The 20,437-nt window shown below is 66.1% G+C and carries 20 protein-coding genes and 1 pseudogene; 13 read left to right on the top strand and 8 right to left on the bottom strand.

Translation table 11 applies throughout. The features are described 5' to 3' along the window. Positions 1–109: 109 nt before the first annotated feature. From QFZ91_RS15715 to fliE, 5 genes are all read right to left on the bottom strand, one after another. The gene (locus tag QFZ91_RS15715) at positions 110–478 is read right to left on the bottom strand and encodes an EscU/YscU/HrcU family type III secretion system export apparatus switch protein (protein ID WP_429567758.1); all 369 of its coding nucleotides are present in this window, start codon (positions 476–478) and stop codon (positions 110–112) included. Next, the gene (locus QFZ91_RS15710) at positions 478–1,905 is read right to left on the bottom strand and encodes a flagellar hook-length control protein FliK (RefSeq protein ID WP_429567757.1); all 1,428 of its coding nucleotides are present in this window, start codon (positions 1,903–1,905) and stop codon (positions 478–480) included. Before QFZ91_RS15710 ends, QFZ91_RS15715 begins: the two co-directional genes overlap by 1 nt. A gap of 106 nt (positions 1,906–2,011) precedes the next feature. Then, positions 2,012–2,338: a flagellar protein FliT gene (locus QFZ91_RS15705; protein WP_429567756.1), complete on the bottom strand. Its 327-nt coding sequence runs from the start codon at positions 2,336–2,338 to the stop codon at positions 2,012–2,014. Continuing rightward, positions 2,335–2,769 (bottom strand): flagellar export chaperone FliS, encoded by a 435-nt coding sequence (fliS, locus tag QFZ91_RS15700; RefSeq protein WP_368588190.1) that lies wholly within the window; start codon positions 2,767–2,769, stop codon positions 2,335–2,337. The genes QFZ91_RS15705 and fliS overlap by 4 nt, the downstream gene beginning before the upstream one ends. Before the next feature lie 271 nt (positions 2,770–3,040). Further along, positions 3,041–3,376, bottom strand: a complete 336-nt coding sequence (gene fliE, locus QFZ91_RS15695; RefSeq protein ID WP_176110007.1) for a flagellar hook-basal body complex protein FliE — start codon at positions 3,374–3,376, stop codon at positions 3,041–3,043. A 237-nt stretch (positions 3,377–3,613) separates the two neighbouring features. Here fliE and fliF point away from each other — a divergent pair, with 237 nt between their 5' ends. From fliF to fliR, 13 genes and pseudogenes are all read left to right on the top strand, one after another. After that, a complete protein-coding gene (fliF, locus tag QFZ91_RS15690) occupies positions 3,614–5,410 on the top strand; it encodes a flagellar basal-body MS-ring/collar protein FliF (protein WP_429567755.1) in 1,797 nt (598 codons plus the stop codon). Continuing rightward, positions 5,400–6,395, top strand: a complete 996-nt coding sequence (gene fliG, locus QFZ91_RS15685) for a flagellar motor switch protein FliG (protein WP_176124506.1) — start codon at positions 5,400–5,402, stop codon at positions 6,393–6,395. The genes fliF and fliG overlap by 11 nt, the downstream gene beginning before the upstream one ends. Beyond that, positions 6,388–7,073 (top strand): annotated as a pseudogene (gene fliH, locus QFZ91_RS15680) (flagellar assembly protein FliH). The gene fliG and the pseudogene fliH overlap by 8 nt, the downstream one beginning before the upstream one ends. Beyond that, the gene (gene fliI / locus QFZ91_RS15675) at positions 7,067–8,692 is read left to right on the top strand and encodes a flagellar protein export ATPase FliI (RefSeq protein WP_368623366.1); all 1,626 of its coding nucleotides are present in this window, start codon (positions 7,067–7,069) and stop codon (positions 8,690–8,692) included. Before fliH ends, fliI begins: the two are co-directional and overlap by 7 nt. 17 nt (positions 8,693–8,709) lie before the next feature. After that, positions 8,710–9,159 carry a flagellar export protein FliJ gene (fliJ, locus tag QFZ91_RS15670; RefSeq protein WP_176110002.1) on the top strand — a complete coding sequence of 150 codons (450 nt, stop codon included), beginning with the start codon at positions 8,710–8,712 and terminating at the stop codon, positions 9,157–9,159. Between the two features lie 61 nt (positions 9,160–9,220). Then, positions 9,221–10,768, top strand: a complete 1,548-nt coding sequence (locus tag QFZ91_RS15665) for a flagellar hook-length control protein FliK (protein WP_429567754.1) — start codon at positions 9,221–9,223, stop codon at positions 10,766–10,768. A gap of 759 nt (positions 10,769–11,527) precedes the next feature. Then, on the top strand, positions 11,528–12,028 hold the full coding sequence (gene fliL, locus QFZ91_RS15660) for a flagellar basal body-associated protein FliL (RefSeq protein WP_429567753.1): 501 nt from the start codon (positions 11,528–11,530) through the stop codon (positions 12,026–12,028). Positions 12,029–12,086: 58 nt separating this feature from the next. Continuing rightward, positions 12,087–13,085: a flagellar motor switch protein FliM gene (gene fliM / locus QFZ91_RS15655; protein WP_429567752.1), complete on the top strand. Its 999-nt coding sequence runs from the start codon at positions 12,087–12,089 to the stop codon at positions 13,083–13,085. After that, positions 13,078–13,542, top strand: coding sequence for a flagellar motor switch protein FliN (fliN, locus tag QFZ91_RS15650; protein ID WP_013090866.1), 465 nt, complete (start codon positions 13,078–13,080; stop codon positions 13,540–13,542). Before fliM ends, fliN begins: the two co-directional genes overlap by 8 nt. Further along, positions 13,539–14,054: a flagellar biosynthetic protein FliO gene (gene fliO / locus QFZ91_RS15645; RefSeq protein ID WP_429567751.1), complete on the top strand. Its 516-nt coding sequence runs from the start codon at positions 13,539–13,541 to the stop codon at positions 14,052–14,054. The genes fliN and fliO overlap by 4 nt, the downstream gene beginning before the upstream one ends. Continuing rightward, complete coding sequence (gene fliP, locus QFZ91_RS15640) at positions 14,054–14,863, top strand: flagellar type III secretion system pore protein FliP (RefSeq protein WP_429567750.1); 810 nt, start codon at positions 14,054–14,056, stop codon at positions 14,861–14,863. Before fliO ends, fliP begins: the two co-directional genes overlap by 1 nt. A 34-nt stretch (positions 14,864–14,897) precedes the next feature. Next, the gene (fliQ, locus tag QFZ91_RS15635; protein ID WP_176109996.1) at positions 14,898–15,167 is read left to right on the top strand and encodes a flagellar biosynthesis protein FliQ; all 270 of its coding nucleotides are present in this window, start codon (positions 14,898–14,900) and stop codon (positions 15,165–15,167) included. 31 nt (positions 15,168–15,198) lie between these two features. Next, positions 15,199–15,981, top strand: a complete 783-nt coding sequence (gene fliR, locus QFZ91_RS15630; RefSeq protein ID WP_429567749.1) for a flagellar biosynthetic protein FliR — start codon at positions 15,199–15,201, stop codon at positions 15,979–15,981. A 77-nt stretch (positions 15,982–16,058) separates the two neighbouring features. Here the strand turns inward: fliR and flgL are convergent, their stop codons facing one another. The 3 genes from flgL to QFZ91_RS15615 all read right to left on the bottom strand — a co-directional run bounded on the left by flgL (position 16,059) and on the right by QFZ91_RS15615 (position 20,292). Beyond that, positions 16,059–17,285, bottom strand: a complete 1,227-nt coding sequence (gene flgL, locus QFZ91_RS15625) for a flagellar hook-associated protein FlgL (protein ID WP_429567748.1) — start codon at positions 17,283–17,285, stop codon at positions 16,059–16,061. An 11-nt stretch (positions 17,286–17,296) separates the two neighbouring features. Next, positions 17,297–19,291, bottom strand: a complete 1,995-nt coding sequence (flgK, locus tag QFZ91_RS15620) for a flagellar hook-associated protein FlgK (RefSeq protein ID WP_429567747.1) — start codon at positions 19,289–19,291, stop codon at positions 17,297–17,299. Between the two features lie 227 nt (positions 19,292–19,518). Further along, on the bottom strand, positions 19,519–20,292 hold the full coding sequence (locus QFZ91_RS15615) for a flagellar brake protein (RefSeq protein ID WP_429567746.1): 774 nt from the start codon (positions 20,290–20,292) through the stop codon (positions 19,519–19,521). Positions 20,293–20,437 lie beyond the last annotated feature (145 nt).

Here is a 20,437-nt window from a genome sequence, read left to right as displayed (position 1 = left end):
TCGATGGCGCAGGGTCAACGCCAATAGACCGACAAGCAAGGACAGACCAACACCGCAAGAACAAGGACAAAAAAGAACTCCGCCGCTGCAAAAGGGCAAGCCCGCACCGTCATTGATCCACAGCCCCCGTGCCGCCAGGCACATCAGTAGCAACAACATCCACCACATCCTGCGCGCCAGCACTCTCCCCCTCATGAGCCGGCTCAACATCAGCCCCACTCTCGAGCCGATGCAACCAGGCCAACAACTCGGCAACAGCCTGATATAGCTCCGGAGGAATCCGCGCATCCAGATCGACTTGCATCAACAGCGACACCATCTCGGGCGCCTCGTGCACATACAGCCCTGCTTCCTTCGCGCGCTGCACGATCATGTCGGCAAGCAGCCCATACCCCTTCGCGACCACACGCGGCGCGGGTTCCCCGCCATGAGCGTCATAAACGAGCGCAGCCGCGCTGCGACGATGGGTGCGGCTCATCAGATATCCCAATCGAAGTCGTCGCGCGACGCGGTGCTCGCCGCCGCCGACTCGGTTGCAGCCGCCGACGCCGACCGTGCATACGCGCCCGCCGCCTGCGCCCCCGCCGCCGAGGCGCCAGCCACAGCAGACGCCGGTGCACCGCCGCCAATCTCGCGAATCGTCAAGCCCTGCAGTTCGATCCCCGCCGCCGCGAGTCGCTGACGGAAACCGTCACCCTGATTCGCGAGCCGCGCGGCGCCCCGCGGGCTCGCCTGCACGCGCGCGCTCAGCCGCGTGCCGGTCAGCGTCAGTTCGGCATCGACGGTGCCGAGCGTCGGCAACGACAGCGTCAGGCGCGTGCGCCACGGCTGGTCGTCCTCGCTCGCGAGGCCGCCGCCGCTGCGGTCCCATTCGTCGCCATCCTGCTCGATGGTCCAGTCCAGACGCGCGCCGGGCCACGCCTCGCCGGTCCAGCGAAACTGTCCGGTCGCGAGCAGATCGAGCTGCTGGCGCACGAGCGGCACCGTCGCCGGATGCACCGCCGCCGCCATTGCCTGCGCGCTCTGTGATGGACCCGCATCGGTCGCCTGCGACGCCGCGCCGTGCGGCCCCGCATGTGTGGACTGCCCGTTCAGATCGGACACCGAACTGGCCAGCAGCTCGCCCGCGACGAGGCGCGCGGCCTGCGCGGTCAGGATCGACGGCATCGCGTGCGAGGCAGGGTTGTTGTCGGCGGCGTTCGGCGTGCCAGCCGGCGTGCCATTCGGTGTACCGTTCGGCGCGCCGCGTGGCGTCGCCTCGGCCGCTCCGTTCGCCGAAGCGGACCGCGTGCTCGCGTCGCCTGCGTCGGTGCTCCAGCCGGGGGGCAATTGAGAATCTGCGACGAGCTGGTTCTGTGCCTCGTTCGCCAGTTGAGCCGGCGAACGCTGGCCGACCAGCCACGCCGCGAGATGCGCCTCGTAGAACAGGCCGCTGTCGGCCACTGTCTTTTGCAGCGCAGCCGCGAGCGCCGCGACGGGCACTTCGGTCGCCGCCACGCTCGCGGTGGTAGCCGCGGTAGCGTGGGCAGCAGCGTTGGGATCGGTATTGAGATTCGCAGAAGCGGCGGAATCGCCAGTAGCGGCGCCCGCATTGGTCAGCGGCAAGCTCTCGATGGCGACGTCGAGCGCAGGCGCGGCCGCCCAGATCGGCGCCCGGCCGAGCACCGCCGGTGTCGCCTCGCCGCCCGAGTGCGCGATCGCGTTCAGCGTCAGCGCGACGGCCGACAGCGCGGTTTGCGCGGACGACTGCGGCGCTTGCGTCGCGTTCGCAGGCGCCGCGGGAACCTTGGTATCGACGCCGGCCGCGCCGGTCTGCGAGGTGGTCGCGGTTCCCGGCGCAATGTTGAGCAGGCTGTCGATCCGGCTCGACAGCACCGAAGCGAGGGCCGAATCGATTCCGTTCATGCCGGTTCCTTGGTCGCATCGGCGGCACTGCGCGCGATGCTCTGATTGCTGCGATCCTTCAGACGCGCACGGCGTGACGCCAGCTCACCCGCGTGCCCGCCCGCACTCAGCGCGCCCCGTACAACTCCTTGAGCACACGCGTCGGCCGGCCGGCGAACAGCACCGACAGATGCGCCATGCTCGGATTCGCGAGGTCGCGGATCGCGGCGTCGTCGGCGAGGATCTGGCGGATCAGCGCGTACTTGCGCAGGCGCTCGGCCTCGTCGAGCTTGACGCCCACGTCGGCTTCGCGCAGCGCTTCGACCAGCTGCCGATACTCTTCCTGCAAGTGCACCAGGTCGCTCCACAGTGCACGGCGGGCCGCGATCAGCATGCGGCAGGACAGCGCGGCGACCGCTTCGTAGCGGGCAAAATAGTCTGCGTTCGATGTCATCTCAGGCTTTCCGCGGCTGGCTGTGCCGCCATCCGCGCGATCTCCGGGGCAATCCCGATCCATGCCTCTTCGAGCGTCGCGAGCAGTCGGTCCACTTCCACGAGCATCGCCTCGCTCTGATTGATATTGGCCTGCAACAGCCGACGCGCCATATAGTCGTACAACGCATTGAGCCGTTCGGCGATTTCGCCGCCTACCTCGAGGTTGAGCGACGGCTGCAGCCCGCTTTCGATGATCCGGATCGCCTTGTTGATCGCCATGCCACGCTCGGCCACGTTGCCCTGCTGCAAATGCAGGCGGCTTTGCGCGATCGCCTGGCGTGCGCCCTGGTACAGCAACACGATCAGACGATGCGGACTTGCGCCCATCACGGATGTCTCGATACCGACACGCGCATACGCGTTGGCTCCAGCGTGTCCTTGGGAAAACATCGGCGCTCCTCCTCTGATACTGGCTGCGGTTAAGTCGTGGCGTGGCCGCGCGGCGCGTCGCCGCGCCAATCGCTGACATGTACTTTGGTTATCGGATGCGCGACGACAAAGCTTTAGTCCGGTGTCGGGAGGATCGAAAGCGCCGCTGGGCGGGCACGGAAGACGCGGCGCGAGCCGCCGGCGCAAGCACCGGCAGCGGCTTGCCGGAACGTCGGACGGGATTCCAGCGGACCTTCGGGCAGGTCCTTCAGGCAGTCCCGCGCGATCCCGCTCAGATCGACATCTGCGCGATGTCGTTGTACGCGGCGACCAGCTTGTTGCGCACCTGCAGGCCGAACTGGAAGCCGATGTTGGCCTTCTGCATATCGACCATCACGTCGTTCAGCGACACGTTCGACGCGCCGAGTTCGAACGCCTGCGACTCACCGATCGCCTTCTGCTGGTCGCTGCTGATCTTGTCGAGCGAGGCCTTCAGCGCCGCCGCGAAGTTGGTCGGCGTCGCCGCGCCGGATTGCTCCGCCACTGGGGTCGAGCCGCCGGCCGCCTGCGCCGCCATCGCCTGCATCTGTTGCAGCGCCGACGATAGCGCGTTCACGGGCATGGTCATCTTCTTCTCCGTTGGATAGGCGATCGGAGCACCGGAAGGTGTACCGATCTGGACGAAAGCATAGCAGCGGCCCCACGCGGAAAGTCCCGAAACTAGGGGGGAAACCCGGCTCTATTCAAGCAATCGGGTTGGGCGGCGCTGGGGATAATTTCAAGTGTGAAAGTCTCTGTCCGTCCGCCGAGCCCCGGCGCGGCATCACGGCAGAACGCCAAGGCATCCCCCGGAGAAACCCGACGCATGGATTCGTCAGCCAACTCTTTGATCAACCCCGACGCCCGCATGGGGCTCGCCGGCGCGCAGCCCGCGGCCGCTCAGGCCGCGAGCGGCCAGGCCGGCGGCACGGCCGACCTCGGCGGCCTCGGCGGCCTCGGAGGTCTCGGCGGCAATTTCGGCCAGCGTCTGTCCGGACTCGCGCAGATGCGCGGCAACCCGCGCGCGCCGCTCGTGTTCGCGGTCGCGCTGCTGGTGGCGGTCGTCGTCGGTCTGTTCCTGTGGTCGCGCGCGCCTAGCTACAAGGTGCTCTACAGCAATCTGTCCGACCGCGACGGCGGCTCGATCATCACCGCTCTACAGCAGGCCAATGTTCCGTACAAGCTGTCCGAAAGCGGCACCGCGATTCTCGTGCCCGCCGAGCAGGTCCACGAGACGCGCCTGCGCCTCGCCTCGCAGGGACTGCCGAAGAGCGGCTCGGTCGGCTTCGAGCTGATGGACAACCAGAAATTCGGCATCAGCCAGTTCGACGAACAGGTCAACTATCAGCGCGCGCTCGAAGGCGAACTCGAACGCACGATCGGATCGATCTCGAGCGTCAAATCGGCGCGTGTGCACCTCGCGATTCCGAAGCCGAGCGTATTCGTGCGCGACAAGGAACCGCCGTCGGCGTCGGTGCTCGTGAACCTGTACCCGGGCCGCGTGCTCGAGGAAGGGCAGGTGGTCGCGATCACGCACATGGTGGCGTCGGCGGTGCCGCAAATGCCGGTGCACGGCGTGACGATCCTCGACCAGGACGGCAACCTGCTCACGCAGCCAAGCAACGGTAGCGGCCTCGATGCAACCCAGCTGAAGTTCCGCCAGCAGATCGAACGCAACACGCAGCAGCGCATCGACACGATCCTCGCGCCGCTGTTCGGCGCCGGCAACGCGCGCTCGCAGGTCAGCGCCGACATCGACTTCTCGCACAGCGAGCAGACTTCGGAGAAGTACGGCCCGAACGCCAATCCGCAGGACGCCGCGATCCGCAGCCAGCAGACGAGCAGTGCCACCGAAATGTCGCAGGGGGGCGCCTCGGGGGTGCCGGGCGCGCTGTCGAATCAGCCGCCGCAGCCTGCCTCCGCGCCGATCGTGGCCGGCAACGGCGCGAGCTCGGTGAGCACGACGCCGATCAGCGATCGCAAGGATTCGACCACCAACTACGAGCTCGACAAGACCGTGCGCCACATCGACCAGCCGATGGGCGGCATCCGCAGGCTGACGGTCGCGGTGGTCGTCAACTATCTGCGGGTCGTCGATCCGAAGGGCCATGTGACGATGCAACCGGTCAGCGCCGACAAGCTCGCGCAGATCACGCAGCTCGTGAAGGACGCGATGGGCTACGACGCTTCGCGCGGCGACTCGGTCAACGTGGTCAACAGCGCGTTCACCACCGATCTCGATCCGAACGCCGACCTGCCGTGGTGGCGCACCCCGGACATGCTCGCGCTGTACAAGCAGATCGCGACGTACCTCGGTATCGGCGCAGTGGCCCTGTTCCTCTACTTCGTGATGGTGAAGCCGGCGCTGCGCCGCGCCTTCCCGCCGCCGCCCGAGCCGGTGCCCGCGCTGATGTCGCCCGACGAGCCGGTGCTGCTCGACGGCATCCCGGCCGAGGAACGCGATGGCGCGGTGGTCGAAATCGAAGCGGATAGCGAGAAGCTCGCGCTCGAAAACGCGAAGCACAAGTACGAGCGGAACCTCGAGTTCGCGCGCAACATCGCGCGTCAGGATCCGAAGATCGTAGCAACCGTCGTCAAGAACTGGGTGTCCGATGAGCGCTGAAGGCGTAGTGAAGAGCGCGCTGCTGCTGATGTCGATCGGCGAGGAAGAGGCGGCGCAGGTATTCAAGTTTCTGGGCCCGCGTGAGGTTCAGAAAATCGGCGTCGCGATGGCCGCGCTGAAAAACGTCACCCGCGAGCAGATCGACGAGGTGCTGCAGGAGTTCGTGCGCGAGGCCGAGCAGCACACCGGCATGTCGCTCGATTCGAGCGATTACATCCGCTCGGTGCTGACCAAGGCGCTCGGCGACGACAAGGCCGGCGCGATCATCGACCGGATCCTGCAGGGCAGCGACACGAGCGGCATCGAAGGCCTGAAGTGGATGGACTCGTCGGCGGTCGCGGAACTGATCAAGAACGAGCATCCGCAGATCATCGCGACGATCCTCGTGCATCTGGACCGCGATCAGGCCTCGGAGATCGTGTCGTGCTTCGCGGAGCGCCTGCGCAACGACGTGCTGCTGCGGATCGCGACCCTCGACGGCATCCAGCCGGCCGCGCTGCGCGAGCTCGACGACGTGCTGACCGGCCTGCTGTCGGGCAGCGACAACCTGAAGCGCAGCCCGATGGGCGGCATCCGCACGGCGGCCGAGATTCTGAACTTCATGTCGAGCAACCACGAGGAAGGCGTGATCGAAAACGTGCGCCAGTACGACGCCGAGCTCGCGCAAAAGATCATCGACCAGATGTTCGTGTTCGAGAACCTGCTCGACCTCGAAGACCGCGCGATCCAGCTGCTGCTGAAGGAAGTCGAATCCGAGGCGCTGATCATCTCGCTGAAGGGCGCGCCGCCCGCGCTGCGTCAGAAGTTCCTGTCGAACATGTCGCAGCGCGCGGCCGAGCTGCTCGCCGAAGACCTCGACGCACGCGGCCCGGTGCGCGTGTCCGAAGTCGAGACGCAGCAGCGCCGCATCCTGCAGATCGTGCGCAACCTGGCCGAGAGCGGCCAGATCGTGATCGGCGGCAAGGCGGAAGACGCATATGTCTGATTCGAACGCCCCGGCAAAGGACGGCCTCTCGGCTTACCAGCGCTGGGAGATGGCGTCGTTCGACCCGGCCCCGCCGCCGCCCCCGCCGGCCGAACCCGAGTTCGACGAGCGCGCGTTCGAAGCCGAACTCGAGCGCCGCCGCGAAGCGCCGCGCATGCGCAGGGCGTCGCATCCGGTCATGTGGCCGGCCAGGCGCTCGGCTATCAGGCGGGCTACGACCAGGGGCGCGCGCAGGGTTTCGCGCAGGGCCAGACCGAGGCGCGCGCGGAAGCGATGCGGCTCGCCGCGCTGGCCGAAACCTTCAAGACCGCGCTCGATGGCGCGCAGCACGCGATCTCCGAAACGCTGATCGCACTCGCGCTCGACATCGCGCAACAGGTCGTGCGCCAACACGTGCAGCACGACCCGACCGCGCTGATCGCGGCCGCGCGCGAGGTGCTCGCGGCTGAGCCCGCGCTCTCCGGGGCGCCGGCGCTGATCGTGAGTCCCGCCGATCTGCCGGTCGTCGAGGCGTATCTGCTCGAAGAATTGCAAACGCGCGGCTGGACCGTGCGTACCGATGCATCGGTGGAGCGTGGCGGTTGCCGCGCGCAGGCCGGCACCGGCGAGGTCGACGCGGGCATCGACACGCGCTGGCAGCGCGTCGCCGCCGCGCTCGGCAAGGTGAGCACGTGGTGAAGCCGACCCTCGACGAGATCCGCGCGAGCGATCTGACGCCGCTCGAACGCGAACTCGCGTTGGCGTCGTTCGGCGCCGAGGCGCTGGCCGATGTCGAGTCGTCCGGTTTTCCGGAGCCCCCGGATGCGGGATGGCACGCTCCCGCGAGTGAGCATCCGGCGACAGGCGCGGCGGTGAGCCGCCCGTCCGCCGCGAAGGACCACGCCGCTCATGCGCCGCACGCACCGTCCTACGATCCCGCGCTCGACATCAATCCGCATATGCAGGCATGGCGCGGCCAGCTCGACGCGCTGCGCGCGCGCAACGCGATCGCGAAGCCGCTGCGCGCGTGCGGACGTCTGACGCGCGCGGCCGGTCTGGTGCTCGAAGCGGTCGGGCTGCGCCTGTCGGTCGGTGCCGAAGTGATGATCGAGCTGCCGCCCGGCAGTTCGCTGCCGATGGCCGAAGCCGAAGTGGTCGGTTTCTCCGGCGACAAGCTGTTCCTGATGCCGACGACCGAAGTGATCGGCCTGTTGCCCGGCGCGCGCGTCTTTCCGCTCGAAAGCGCGCCGATCGCCGATCCGCTCGCCGGCGCGAAGCGTCTGCCCGTCGGCTGGGAATTGCTCGGCCGCGTGCTCGACGCATCGGGCCGTCCGCTCGACGGGCTCGGCCCGCTCGGCACGCAAACCGATGCGCCGCTGTCCGCGCCGGTCATTAATCCGCTCAATCGCGAGCCGATTCACAAGGTGCTCGATGTCGGCGTGCGCGCGATCAACTCGCTGCTGACCGTCGGCCGTGGTCAGCGCATGGGGCTGTTCGCGGGTTCGGGCGTCGGTAAATCGGTGCTGCTCGGCACGATGGCGCGCTACACCAGCGCCGAGGTGATCGTGATCGGCCTGATCGGCGAACGCGGCCGCGAAGTGAAAGAGTTCATCGAACAGATTCTCGGCGAGGAAGGCTTGGCGCGCTCGGTCGTGATCGCCGCGCCGGCCGACGTGTCGCCGCTATTGCGGATGCAGGCCGCCGCGTACTCGACCTCGCTCGCCGAATACTTCCGCGACCAGGGCAAGCACGTGCTGCTGCTGATGGATTCGCTGACCCGTTACGCGATGGCGCAGCGCGAGATTGCGCTGGCGATCGGCGAGCCGCCCGCCACCAAGGGCTATCCGCCGTCGGTGTTCGCGAAGCTGCCGGCGCTGGTCGAGCGCACCGGCAACGGACCGGCGGGCGGCGGCTCGATCACCGCGTTCTACACGGTGCTCACCGAAGGCGACGACCAGCAGGACCCGATCGCCGACTCGGCGCGCGCGATTCTCGACGGCCACATCGTGCTGTCGCGCTCGCTCGCCGAAGCCGGCCACTACCCCGCGATCGATATCGAAGCGTCGATTAGCCGGGCAATGACCGCGTTGATCGACGATAACCATCTGAATAAAACGCGTATGTTCAAGCAGATGCTGTCGCGCTACCAGCGCAACCGCGATCTGATCAACGTCGGCGCCTATTCGGCCGGGCGCGACGCGCTGCTCGATCGCGCGATTGCGCTGTACCCGCGGATGGAAGCGTTCCTGCAGCAAGGCTTTCGCGAGTGCGCGAACTTCCAGCCGAGCATCGACATGCTCAACGCGCTGTTTGCTTAGGGCCGAGGAGGCTGACGATGTCGAAACACTTTCCGATCAAGACGCTGATCGGTCTCGCGCAGGACGACGTGGACGCCGCCGCGCAGCGGCTCGGCCGCGCGCAGCGCGAGCGCAACGACGTAGAGGCGCAACTCGATGCACTCGTGCAGTACCGCAACGAATACTACGCACGCTTCACGGAGAGCGCGCAGTCGGGCATGCCCGCCGGCAACATGCGCAATTTCCAGGCGTTCCTCGACACGCTCGACGCGGCGATCGAGCAGCAGCGCAACCTGCTCGCGGCGGCGAGCGCGCGCGTCGAGATGGCAAAGCCCGACTGGCAGCGCCAGAAACAGAAGCTCGGTTCGTACGAAGTGCTGCAGGCACGCGGCGAGGCGGCCGAGGCGAAGGTTGCGGCGCGGCGCGAACAGCGCGACGCCGACGAATTCGCGGCGCGAAGTCTGCGCATGCGAGCCGACGGCGCGTGAGGCCTTGCCTCTCGGTTAATGCCTGACGGCACCCTCGTTTGACCGATTCACAGGATTCTTTATGTCGCTTCTTTCACAGATCGGCTCGCAACTGAGCACGCTGCTCGACACGAGCAGCAATGGCTCGAGCAGCGCGGCCGCGAACGCCGCGAGCCCGACCCCGTTCGCGCAGACCTTGCAGCAGAGCATCGACCAGCAGAACAGCGCGAATCAACAGCAGACCGGTTCAGCGAAGGCGTCGCAAGCCTCGGCACCGAGCGCGCCCAGCGCACCCGCGCCGGCGCCGGCGCTCGCTCCGTCGCGGCAGAACGCGAGCAGCGGCCAGGACGCCAGCGGCACGACGAGCAACGCGGCTAGCAACGCGGCGAGCAGCAGCGCTTCATCGTCGTCCGCGACGCCGGCGACACCCACGCAGCAGGCATCGAACAGCCACTCGACCACGACGCAAACCACGCAGCAAGACACCAAGGCGCAGACCGACGCTGGCGCGCTCGCCGCCGCGGCGGCTGCCGCCCAGGCCCAGGCGCAAGCGCAGGCACACGCCGCCGTCAATAACGCCGCCGATGCGAACGCGACCACCGTGACCGATGCCGCAAGCTCCGCGGCCGACGCGGTGAGCGCGCTGGCCGGCACCGCCACGAGCGCGCTCACGGCCGCCGCGGCGAGCGGGAAAGGCGCGGTCGATCCGAAGTCGCTGCAGGATGCGTTGCAGAGTGCGCTGTCCGCGCTATCGAGCGGCCAGGGCGCGGTGCCTGCGGCCGCGCTCGCCAGCGGCGCGGCTGCGAAAGCCGCGAGCGTATCGAGCGCGGTGCGCGGCCTTAGCAACACGAAAAATGACCTGAACGGCACCTCGGACGACAAGACGGTCGGCAACGGCACCGGCAAGGGCACCTCGACCATCCACACGACGCCGACGACCGCCGCGACCGCCGCGACCGCGCTGGCCGATCCATCGACAGCGAAGTCGGCCGCCGACGCCATGAGCGCCGCGGCCGCGACGAGCGGCCAGGCTGACAACGTCGCATCGGCGCGCAGCGCGTCCGAGGCGGCGAACAGCGCGCTGGCCGCGGCGCAGGCGGCAGCGAACGCTTCTAGCACGACGGCGGCGGTGCAGAGCACCGGCAACGCGAGTGCTGCCGCCGCCGCGAACGCGTTGACGCCGCAGGTCGGCACGAGCGCGTGGGAAGAAGCGTTGAGCCAGAAGGTGGTGTTTTTGTCGAATGCGCATTCGCAGAGTGCTGAGCTGACGCTCAATCCGAAGGATCTGGGGCCGTTGCAGGTCGTGTTGCAGGTGGCGGATAACCATGCGCATGCGCTGTTCGTGTCGCAGCACCAGTCGGTGCGGGAAGCGGTCGAGGCGGCGTTGCCGAAGCTTCGCGAGGCGATGGAGTCCAATGGGATAGGGCTTGGCAGCGCGAGTGTGAGTGATGGGTTTGCCCGGCAGAGCGGGCAACAGCAGCGGAACGCTGGCGCGGGTGGGTCGAATGGGAAGGGCGACGGTAGTGGTAATGGTGGCTCCCTTGCAGGGGACAGTTCGGGGGACTCCAGCGATGCCATCGCTAATGTTGCCGTGCGGCGGCAGGTTGGATTAGTCGATACTTTTGCCTGAAGCGAGGCGGGGCGCTTTTTTGTCGTTGTTCTGGCTTTGTTGGCCTTTCCTTGCTGGCTTGTCGGTCTATTAGCGTTGCCCCTGTGCGGGGCGGCACCTACTTTCTTTGCTGCTGCAAAGAAAGTAGGCAAAGAAGACAGCTAAAACCGCTAACTCTTAAGCGGGTCCCTCGGTCCACACAAGGTAGTGGTGCATCTGGAATCCGTGCTCCCGCACATTCCGCGTCAGTGACAAGGCAGTCATCCTTCCGGCGGCGCTCCGCGCGCCGAAGCACTGTTCTCAAACCATTGGTCATTTCGGCGTGTCGCCGAGGCGCAGCCGAGGGCTCCCGCTGCGCGGGCGAGCCCGCCGGTTTCCCGGGCAGACCCGTCCGCGACGCACGTAGTGCGGAGTGGGAGGGATGATGGCTTTGTCACGAACGGGGAATGTGCGGGGGCACGGATTCCAGATGCACCACTAACCCTGCCAAGCCAGGGGACCCGCTTATGAGCTGGCGGTTTTAGCTGTCTTCTTTGCCTACTTTCTTTGCAGCAGCAAAGAAAGTAGGTGCCGCCCCGCACAGGGGCAACGCTAATAGACCGATAAGAAAGCAAGGAAAGGCCAACACCGCCAAGAATAAAGACAAGAAAAAAACAACCAAAAACTGGAAACACCCAGAAATAGCCAGAAATAGCCCTTCTTTTCGACCCATAGCGCCGCAGGCAAATCAACAACAATCACCCTAACCCTTACTACGCCAGCACCAGGCTGGCAACCCAAATGGCAACTACGACCGCCCCGCAACAAGCCGCGCCCGCCTCGCCGGGCCCCACGAAGCGCATCATCCTGATCGGCCTCATTGCGCTGATCGCCGCGGGCGCTGCCGGTGCCGGCGTGTGGTTCTTTATGTCAAAGCGCGCACCCGTCGCCGTATCGGCCGAAGCCGCGCCGGCGCAGTCCGCCGTGCCGCTGTTCTTCCCGCTCGAATCGATGACCGTCAACCTGCAATCGGACGACGGCCAGCAACACTTCCTGCGCATCGGCCTCACGCTGAAGCTCGGCGACGCCGGCACCCAGCAGGCGCTCACCGATCACATGCCGGAAGTGCGCAGCCGCATCCTGCTCGCGCTGTCGAACAAGCACCCCGAAGAACTCGCGCCGCTCGAAGGCAAGCGCGCGCTCGCCCAAGAGCTAAAGACGCTGATCTCCGAGCCGACCGAGCGGGGCGCCGCACCGATCCGCGTGCAGGACGTGCTGTTCACCGAGTTCGTCGTGCAGTGACGTGACCTTGTCCAGCACTGCCATCATCAATCGCCAAGGGACGCACGAGGAATAAGCAATGAGCCATGAAGAGTTCATGTCCCAGGAGGAGGTCGATGCCCTTCTTAAGGGCGTCACCGGCGAATCCGACGCGGAATCCGAGCAAAACGACCGCACGGGCGTACGCCCGTACAACATCGCGACGCAGGAACGCATCGTCCGTGGCCGGATGCCGGGCCTCGAAATCATCAACGACCGCTTCGCGCGCCTGTTGCGCGTCGGCATCTTCAACTTCATGCGGCGCTCGGCGGAAATCTCCGTCGGCCCGGTGAAGGTGCAGAAGTACAGCGAATTCACGCGCAACCTGCCGATCCCAACCAATCTGAACCTGGTCCACGTGAAGCCGCTACGCGGCACGTCGCTGTTCGTGTTCGATCCGAACCTCGTGTTCTTCGTGGTCGATAACCTGTTCGGCGGCGACGGGCGTTTCCATACGCGCGTCGAAGGACGCGATTTCACGCAGACCGAGCAGCGCATCATCACGAAGCTGCTCAATCTGACATTCGAGCACTACGCCGCGTCGTGGAAGAGCGTGCGCCCGCTGCAGTTCGAATACGTGCGCTCGGAAATGCACACGCAATTCGCCAACGTCGCGACGCCGAACGAAATCGTCATCGTCACCCAGTTTTCGATCGAGTTCGGCTCGACGGGCGGCACGCTGCACATCTGCATGCCGTACTCGATGATCGAGCCGATCCGCGACGTGCTGTCGTCGCCGATCCAGGGCGAAGCGATGGACGTCGATCGGCGCTGGGTGCGCGTGCTGTCGCAGCAGGTGCAGGCTGCCGAAGTGCAGCTGACCGCCGACCTCGCGCAGGTGCCGGTCACGTTCGAACAGATCCTGAACATGCGCAAAGGCGATGTTCTGCCGATCAACATCCCCGAGCACATCACCGCGAAAGTCGACGGCGTGCCGGTGATGGAATGCGGCTACGGAATTTTCAATGGTCAGTACGCGTTGCGGGTCCAGAAGATGATCAGCGCAGCCGACACGATGAAGGAAGGTGGATATGAGTGACCTGAACGCAAAGCCCGAGAGCGATCTCGAGGCAGCCGAGCAACTCGCCGCCGGCGCGCTGTCCGCCGCGGAAGACGACGCGGCGATGGACGACTGGGCGAGCGCGCTCGCCGAGCAGAACGGCAACGCCGAGGTCAACCCGGCCGCGGCCGGTGTGTTCCAGCCGCTGTCGAAGGTCGAGCCGACCGCGACGCACAACGATATCGACATGATCCTGGACATCCCCGTCCAGATGACGGTCGAGCTCGGCCGCACCAAGATCGCGATCCGCAATCTGCTGCAGCTCGCGCAGGGCTCGGTCGTCGAACTCGACGGCATGGCCGGCGAGCCGATGGACGTGCTCGTCAACGGCTGTCTGATCGCGCAGGGCGAAGTGGTGGTCGTCAACGACAAGTTCGGTATCCGGCTGACCGACATCATCACGCCGTCCGAACGCATCCGGAAACTCAATCGATGAAACGTTTGGCAGGTCGCGGCGTGTTGCTCGCGCCGCTCATCGCGTCCAGCGTCGCTCACGCCGCCGACATGAACGCGGTCAACAACGCCGCGAAGATCGCCTCGGGGGTCGGCGCGGGTAGCGCGGTGCCGGCGCTCGGCGTCGGCGCGGTGCTGCAAACCTTCGTCGGGCTCGCGGTCGTGATCGGCCTCGTGTTCGGCTGCGCATGGCTCGCGCGACGCTTCGGCCTGCAACCGAACCAGCGCGGCGGCCTCGTGAAGACCGTGGGCGGCACTTCGCTCGGCGGCAAGGAGCGCGTCGCGGTCGTCGAGATCGGCGATACGTGGCTCGTGCTCGGCGCTGCGCCCGGCAACGTGCGGCTGCTGCATACGATGCCGGCGGGTTCCGTCGCGGCCGATACGGTTGCTGCTTCGCCCGCACCGCTTTCCGGCACCTTTGGTCAACGCTTTCGCGACGCCATGAAGGGCGAAGTGGGCAAACGTTTCAACGCGCACCGCGGCGGGGATCGGTAATGCAGGTCAGTTTCAGGCAGTCAAGTTGGTTCTTCACGCTATCGCGCCGTGCGGCGCGCTCGCTCCCCGCAGTGCTTCGACTCGCGCTGCCGGCACTGCTGGTCGCGCTGCCGACGCTGTCGTTCGCGCAAACCGCTGGCCTGCCGGCCTTCACGACGAGCCCCGGCCCGAACGGCGGCACGACCTACTCGCTGAGCGTGCAGACGATGCTGCTGCTCACGATGCTGTCGTTCCTGCCCGCGATGGTGCTGATGATGACGAGCTTCACGCGCATCGTGATCGTGTTGTCGCTGCTGCGCCAGGCGCTCGGCACGACCACGACGCCGCCGAACCAGGTGCTCGTCGGTCTTGCGCTGTTTCTGACGTTTTTCGTGATGTCGCCGGTGCTCGATAAGGCCTATAACGAAGGCTACAAGCCGTTTTCCGAAGGCACGCTGCCGATGGACCAGGCGGTGTCGCGCGGCGTCGCGCCGTTCAAGACCTTCATGCTGCGCCAGACCCGCGAGAGCGACCTGGCACTGTTCGCGCGCATCTCGCACGCGGCGCCGATGCAGGGGCCTGAAGACGTGCCGCTGTCGCTGCTGGTGCCGTCGTTCGTGACGAGCGAGTTGAAAACCGGCTTCACGATCGGCTTCACGATCTTCATTCCGTTCCTGATCATCGACATGGTGGTCGCGAGCGTGCTGATGTCGATGGGTATGATGATGGTGTCGCCGGCGACGATTTCGCTGCCGTTCAAGCTGATGCTGTTCGTGCTCGTCGACGGCTGGCAGTTGCTGCTCGGCTCGCTCGCGCAGAGCTTCGTCTGATTATTTTCGACTCCTCGTTCTTCAGGTACTCACGATGACACCCGAAGCAGTCATGACGCTGGCCCACCAGGCCATGTATGTCGGCCTCATGATGGCCGCCCCGCTGCTGCTCGTCGCGCTCGTCGTCGGTCTGGTCGTGAGCCTGTTCCAGGCGGCCACGCAGATCAACGAGAGCACCTTGTCGTTCATCCCGAAGCTGCTCGCGATCGCGGCCACGCTGGTGATCGCCGGACCGTGGATGCTGACCACGATGCTCGACTATCTGCGCCACACGCTCACCAGCATTCCGACGCTCGTCAACTGAGCGCTGCTCGCACGTCCGCCCTCCCCGCTCCATGTTCACGGTCACCTACGCGCAACTGAACGTCTGGCTGACCGCGTTCCTGTGGCCGTTCGCGCGCATCGCCGCGCTGATCGCGACCGCGCCGGTGTTCGGCAATTCGTCGCTGCCCTCGCGCGTGAAGATCGGCCTCGCAGCGTTCACGACGATCATCGTCGCGCCGACGATCGGCGCGCTGCCGCAGGTCACCGTGTTTTCGGCTGACGGCGTGTGGATTCTCGCCAACCAGTTCCTGATCGGCATCGCGCTCGGCGTGACGATGCAGATCGTGTTCCAGGCGATCGACGCGACCGGCTATTTCATCGGCCTCGGCATGGGTCTCGGCTTCGCGACCTTCTTCGACCAGCAGGCGACCGGCTCGGGCGTCGTGATCTCGCGCTATATGACGACGATCGCGACGCTGGCATTTCTCGCCGTCGATGGTCATCTGCAGATGATCGCCGCGCTCGTCACGACGTTCCAGTCGGTGCCGGTGTCGGCCAACCTGCTCGCGGCGCACGGCTGGCAAACGCTCGCGAACTGGGGCGGCTCGATCTTTTCGGCGGGGCTGCTGCTGTCGTTGCCGGTCGTCGTCGCGCTGCTGATCGCCAACCTGGCGCTCGGCATTCTCAATCGCGCGGCGCCGCAGATCGGCGTATTCCAGATCGGCTTTCCGCTGACGATGCTGGTCGGCCTGCTGCTCGTGCAGCTGATGCTGCCGAACATGATTCCGTTCTTCGTGCGGCTGTTCGACAGCGGCATCGATGAGATGGGGCGGATCGCAGCGGGGCTGAAGTAGCGCCGCGGCAATCCCGAAAGCGCGGACGGAAAAAAACCGGCTCTCGCCGGTTTTTTCATTGCCGCGCCGAAGCGGCATCAGTTGCCGATGTACTGGAACAGCGACATGCCCTGGATCTTCACGAACGCCTGCTGCGACGCCTGCAATGCCGCCTGCTGCATCGTGTACTGGCTGATCGTCTTGACCAGGTCGGTCGAGGTCAGGTTCGCGAGTTCACTGGACGTTTGCGTGCTGTTGGTCTGAGTGACCGTTTGCAACGCCTGCACTTCCTGCTCGCGCCCGCCCACCGAAGCCTGCACCGCGGTGATGTTGTTCAGCGTGTTGCCGAGCTGCGCCAGGCCCGTGTTCAACGCGTTCTGCAGCGATGCCGCGGCCGTGGGATTGCCGCTGACCGGCTGCTGAAGCGCCGCGATCATTGCATTCAGGTTCGCGAACACGTTGGTGCCCGCCTGGCTGGCCGGCTGCACCGTGAATTTGTCGTTGGCGGCCGGCGTGCCGGTGATTTCGACGCTCTGCCCGGCGATGGTGATGCCCGTGCCCGCCGCGTAGGGCTGTGCCGTACCCGCGATGCCGGTGGTCGTGTCGGTGACCGTGTAGGTCATCGAGCTGCCGCTGCCGCTGAACTGGATCTGGTACGAGTCCGCATTCAGGGCGTTGGTCGGGTCGTTGACCGTCACTGCGCCGATCACGCCGGAGCCGGTATTGCCCGAGACGGCCGAGGCGATCGGCTGCGGGTTGATCGCGCCGACGCTCATGAATACCGACCGCCCGTTGTCGCCGGTCGCGACTGCATTGCTATCGGTGAGCTGCACCGTGCGCGAGCCGGTGTCGCCCGTGTAAGTGACATTGCCGGCCGGGTCGGTCGTGAAGGCATGGGTCGAATTCTGGAAGCCGGCGAACAACGCATTGCCGGCGCCGTCGGTCGCATTCGCGTAGGTGACGAGCTGATCGCGCAAGGTCGTCAGCTGCGCGGCGATCGCGGTGCGGTCGGCATCGTTCAAGCCGCCGTCGCCGGCGCGCAGACCTAGCGTGTTCGCGGTTTGCAGCGTCGTCATGACGGTGGTGAGCGTCGAGTCCTCCGCCTGCAACGACGCGAGCGCCGTGCCCTGGTTCGTCGTGTACTGCGACAGCGCGGCCGCCGTCGAGCTGAGCTGCACGGCCTGCGCGGCGCCGAGCGGATTGTCGGCGGGCGTGGTCAGGCTCTGGCCGCTCGAGATTTCCTCATAGATCTGCGACAACTGAGCCTGCTGATTGCTCATGTTCGCGACGTTCATGCTGAAGTACTGCTGGGAAGAAATTCGCATGGTTCAACGCCTTACGAGAAGATGCCAAGCAAAGTCTGGAACAGCGTCTGCGCCGTCTGGATGACCTTGCTGTTGGCCTGATAGAGCTGCTGGTATTGAAGCAGGTTAGCCGCTTCCTCATTGATATTGACGCCCGACACCGACTGCTGCGCCGACGTGATCTGCGTGACGAGCGAGCTTTGCGTCGTCGCCATCGCCTGGATCTGCGTGGCCTGGTTGCCGATGTTGTTGACGTAGCTCGCGTACGCGCTCGTCAGGGTCGCGGTGCCTCCTGCCAGCACCTTCGCCGAGGTCAGGTTCGACAGCAGCTGTGCGTTGCGGCCGTCGTTGGTCGCGCCGGTGTTCGGTCCGATCGTGAACGAGTCGCCGTTGGCGGGCGTGCCGCTGATCGTGACCGTTACGTTGTTCATCACGCCCGCGTTCGTCGAATTGTTCGGGTTGGTGATGGTCAGCGTCGCGCCCGAATTCGGCGAGTACGGCACTGCGTCCGTCGCCGTGTTGATCGTGTACGACGTGGACGGCGAGCCGGCGACCGTCACCACCGAGCCGATCGGGAAACCAGTGAGGCCGGTGCCCGCGGTGTAGGTGATCTTCGACGCGCTGGTCGGCGCGCTATAGCCGGCCGTTACCGTACCTTGCGTGATCGTCCCGCTGCCGGTGTTCGACGTCGACGCCGACGCGAGCACCGGCGCCGCGGCCGCGATCGCCGAGCCCGCCGTGGTGGTCAGCGCGAAGCCGTTCAGCGCGCCGCGGGTCGGCTCGACAGAGAACGAGTCGCCGGCGTTCATCGTGCCGCTCGCGACCGAGAACTGCAGGCCGCCGATCGGCTTGGTCAGGTCCGCCGCCGAGCCGACGATGCTGCCGGTCTGGTTGTCGGTCAGCGTGTAGGCGCTGCCGTTGTACGACAGCGTGTAGTCGCCCGTGGTCGGCTGGCTCGCGTCGGCGAACGAGACGCCGAGCGTCGCGGTGCCGCTGTTCTGCGAGTTCGCGTACACGGTCGGCGAGCCCACGGTGAACAGCGCGCCGCCCGCGGTGCCGTTCAGCGTCAGGCCGAGTTCGTTCTGCGCATTGACCTGCGCGGCGAAGCTGGTCGCGATCGCACCGAGTTGCGCCTCGGCCGGATCGAGCGTTTGCGAGCGGAATTGCAGCAGGCCGCCCAGCGTGCCGCCGGACACGCTGCTGTCGGACAGCGTCTGCGGAGTGGGGGTCGGCTTCGCGCCAACCTGGCCGAGATACTGGACCGACAGCTCGGTCGGATCGCCCGACGAAGTCGCCGTGCCGAGGTTGAAGCTGTTGCCGGCCAGCACGAGCGGCTGTCCGTTCGACATGAACAGGCTATAGCTGCCGTTGTCCTGCACGACCGACACGCCGATCAGCTGCGACAGGTTCGACACCGCCAGGTCGCGTTGGTCGAGCAGCTGGTTCGGCGGTTGGCCCTGGCTGCTCGCCTGCGTGATCTGCGTATTCAGCGACGCGATCTGCGCCGTGAAGGTGTTGATCTTCGTGACCGCGTCGCTCATCTGCGTGTTGACGCTCGCGCGCAACTGGTCGTATTGCTGGCCAGCCGCATTGATCTGGTTCGCAAGCGTCTGTGCGTCGCTGATCGCGGTTTGTCGCGTCGCCACGCTCGACGCGTCGTTGGCGACGTTCTGCAGCCCCGTGAAGTAACCGCTGATCGCGCTCGCAATCCCCCCAGTCGGACTGCCGACGAGGTTGTTGAGCTGGCTGATCATCGTGTTGTACGTGCTGAGCGAGCTGCTCCACGACTGCGCGTTGTTGAGCTCGGTCGTCAGGTACTGGCTATACGCGCGCGTGATGGTGTCGGTGGACACGCCCATCGGCATGTAGCCGGAGCCCGTATAGTTGCCGCCCACCTCCGAATACACCGGAGTTTCCATCGTATAGCCGGGTGTCGACGCGTTGCTGATGTTCTCACCAGTCGTCGTCAAACCCCATTGGGCCGCGTTGAGTCCGCTAAGGCCGATATTCAACAGATTGCTGGACATGCGTCATCCTGAAGGGCGGCATCGCAGACATGCCACCGTGTTAGTGGAACATCCTCTTTAACGGCCCGTGGTGCGAAAAATTGAGGGCCACTCCACCTCGTTTGCGCTCGCCGCGATGTTGCCGCGCGATTGCTTCCACTGCGTGTGCAACGTTTGCTTCGCCGGCCAAAAACGTTCGCGCGGTGCCGAGCGTCTTGCGCACGGCCGCCGCGCGTTTGGTTCGCGGCTCAGCGCGCGAGCGAGCGGCGCTTCATTTCGAGCTGCGTGATAAGCCGCTGCAGCGTGTTTTCCGCGCTGCCGGGCAGCGACAGGAAACGGAAGCCGAGCTGATAGCGCTGCGTGCCGTTCGGCATCGCGAGCGAGCGATGCGACACGAGCTGCAGATCGAGCGACAGACGGCCGAGCGCGCCGAGCGTGAGCTCGCAGTCCATCAGGCGGGCGCCCATCGGCAGCTCGGCGACACGCAGGTCGGTCGTGCGCATGCCGACGCCGCCGAGCGACAGGTCGTGCACCTCGAAGCGGAACGTGTCGCCGTCGGGCAGCCGGCCCGTACACATGAACGGGTCGAGAATCGGCGCGGCGACGCGGAAGTACTCGCGGCGCTGCACGTAGAACAGCACCTCGGGGAAGTCGGCCTCGAACGCCGGCATTCCCTCGAAGCGCGTCTCGCGCGGCGTCGGCGTCGTGAACTCGACGCGCACACCGTCGGGCGACGCGTGGAACTGGCAACGCGGGGCGCTGAGCAGCCCCTTGTTCTGCTCGGCGAGCGCGCCCCAATCGAAGGTGAAGGTACGCTCGCGCACGTCGACGTCGAGCAGGCGCGTGACGAGCTGCCCGCCCGAATATTCGACCGTGAGGAAATCGCCGCGATTGACGATATTGCGCAGCTGCACGCCGATTTCCAGCGGATTGCGGCGGCCGAAATCGGAAGGGCTCTCGTCTTGCGGGACGTGCGGCTGACCGTTCGTGTCAATCAGGCCGTTCGACTGGTTCATATCCATGGGCTTGCCGGTAAGCATGTTCTTGCGGGCACGTGCCAGGGCCTAGCCATCGACTCTGAGGGTCTTCATGCAAAGCCGCAACACACGCGTTCGACCGGACCTTGCAGCGCTGTTCCGGTATCGGGTCTAACTCGTTAGCGGCAGC

The sequence above is a fragment of the Paraburkholderia sp. JPY419 genome (genome assembly GCF_050435705.1).
Taxonomy (GTDB): Bacteria; Pseudomonadota; Gammaproteobacteria; order Burkholderiales; family Burkholderiaceae; genus Paraburkholderia; species Paraburkholderia youngii.
Note: the sequence above shows the minus strand (reverse complement) of the source record. Positions and strands in the feature narration are given on the sequence as shown.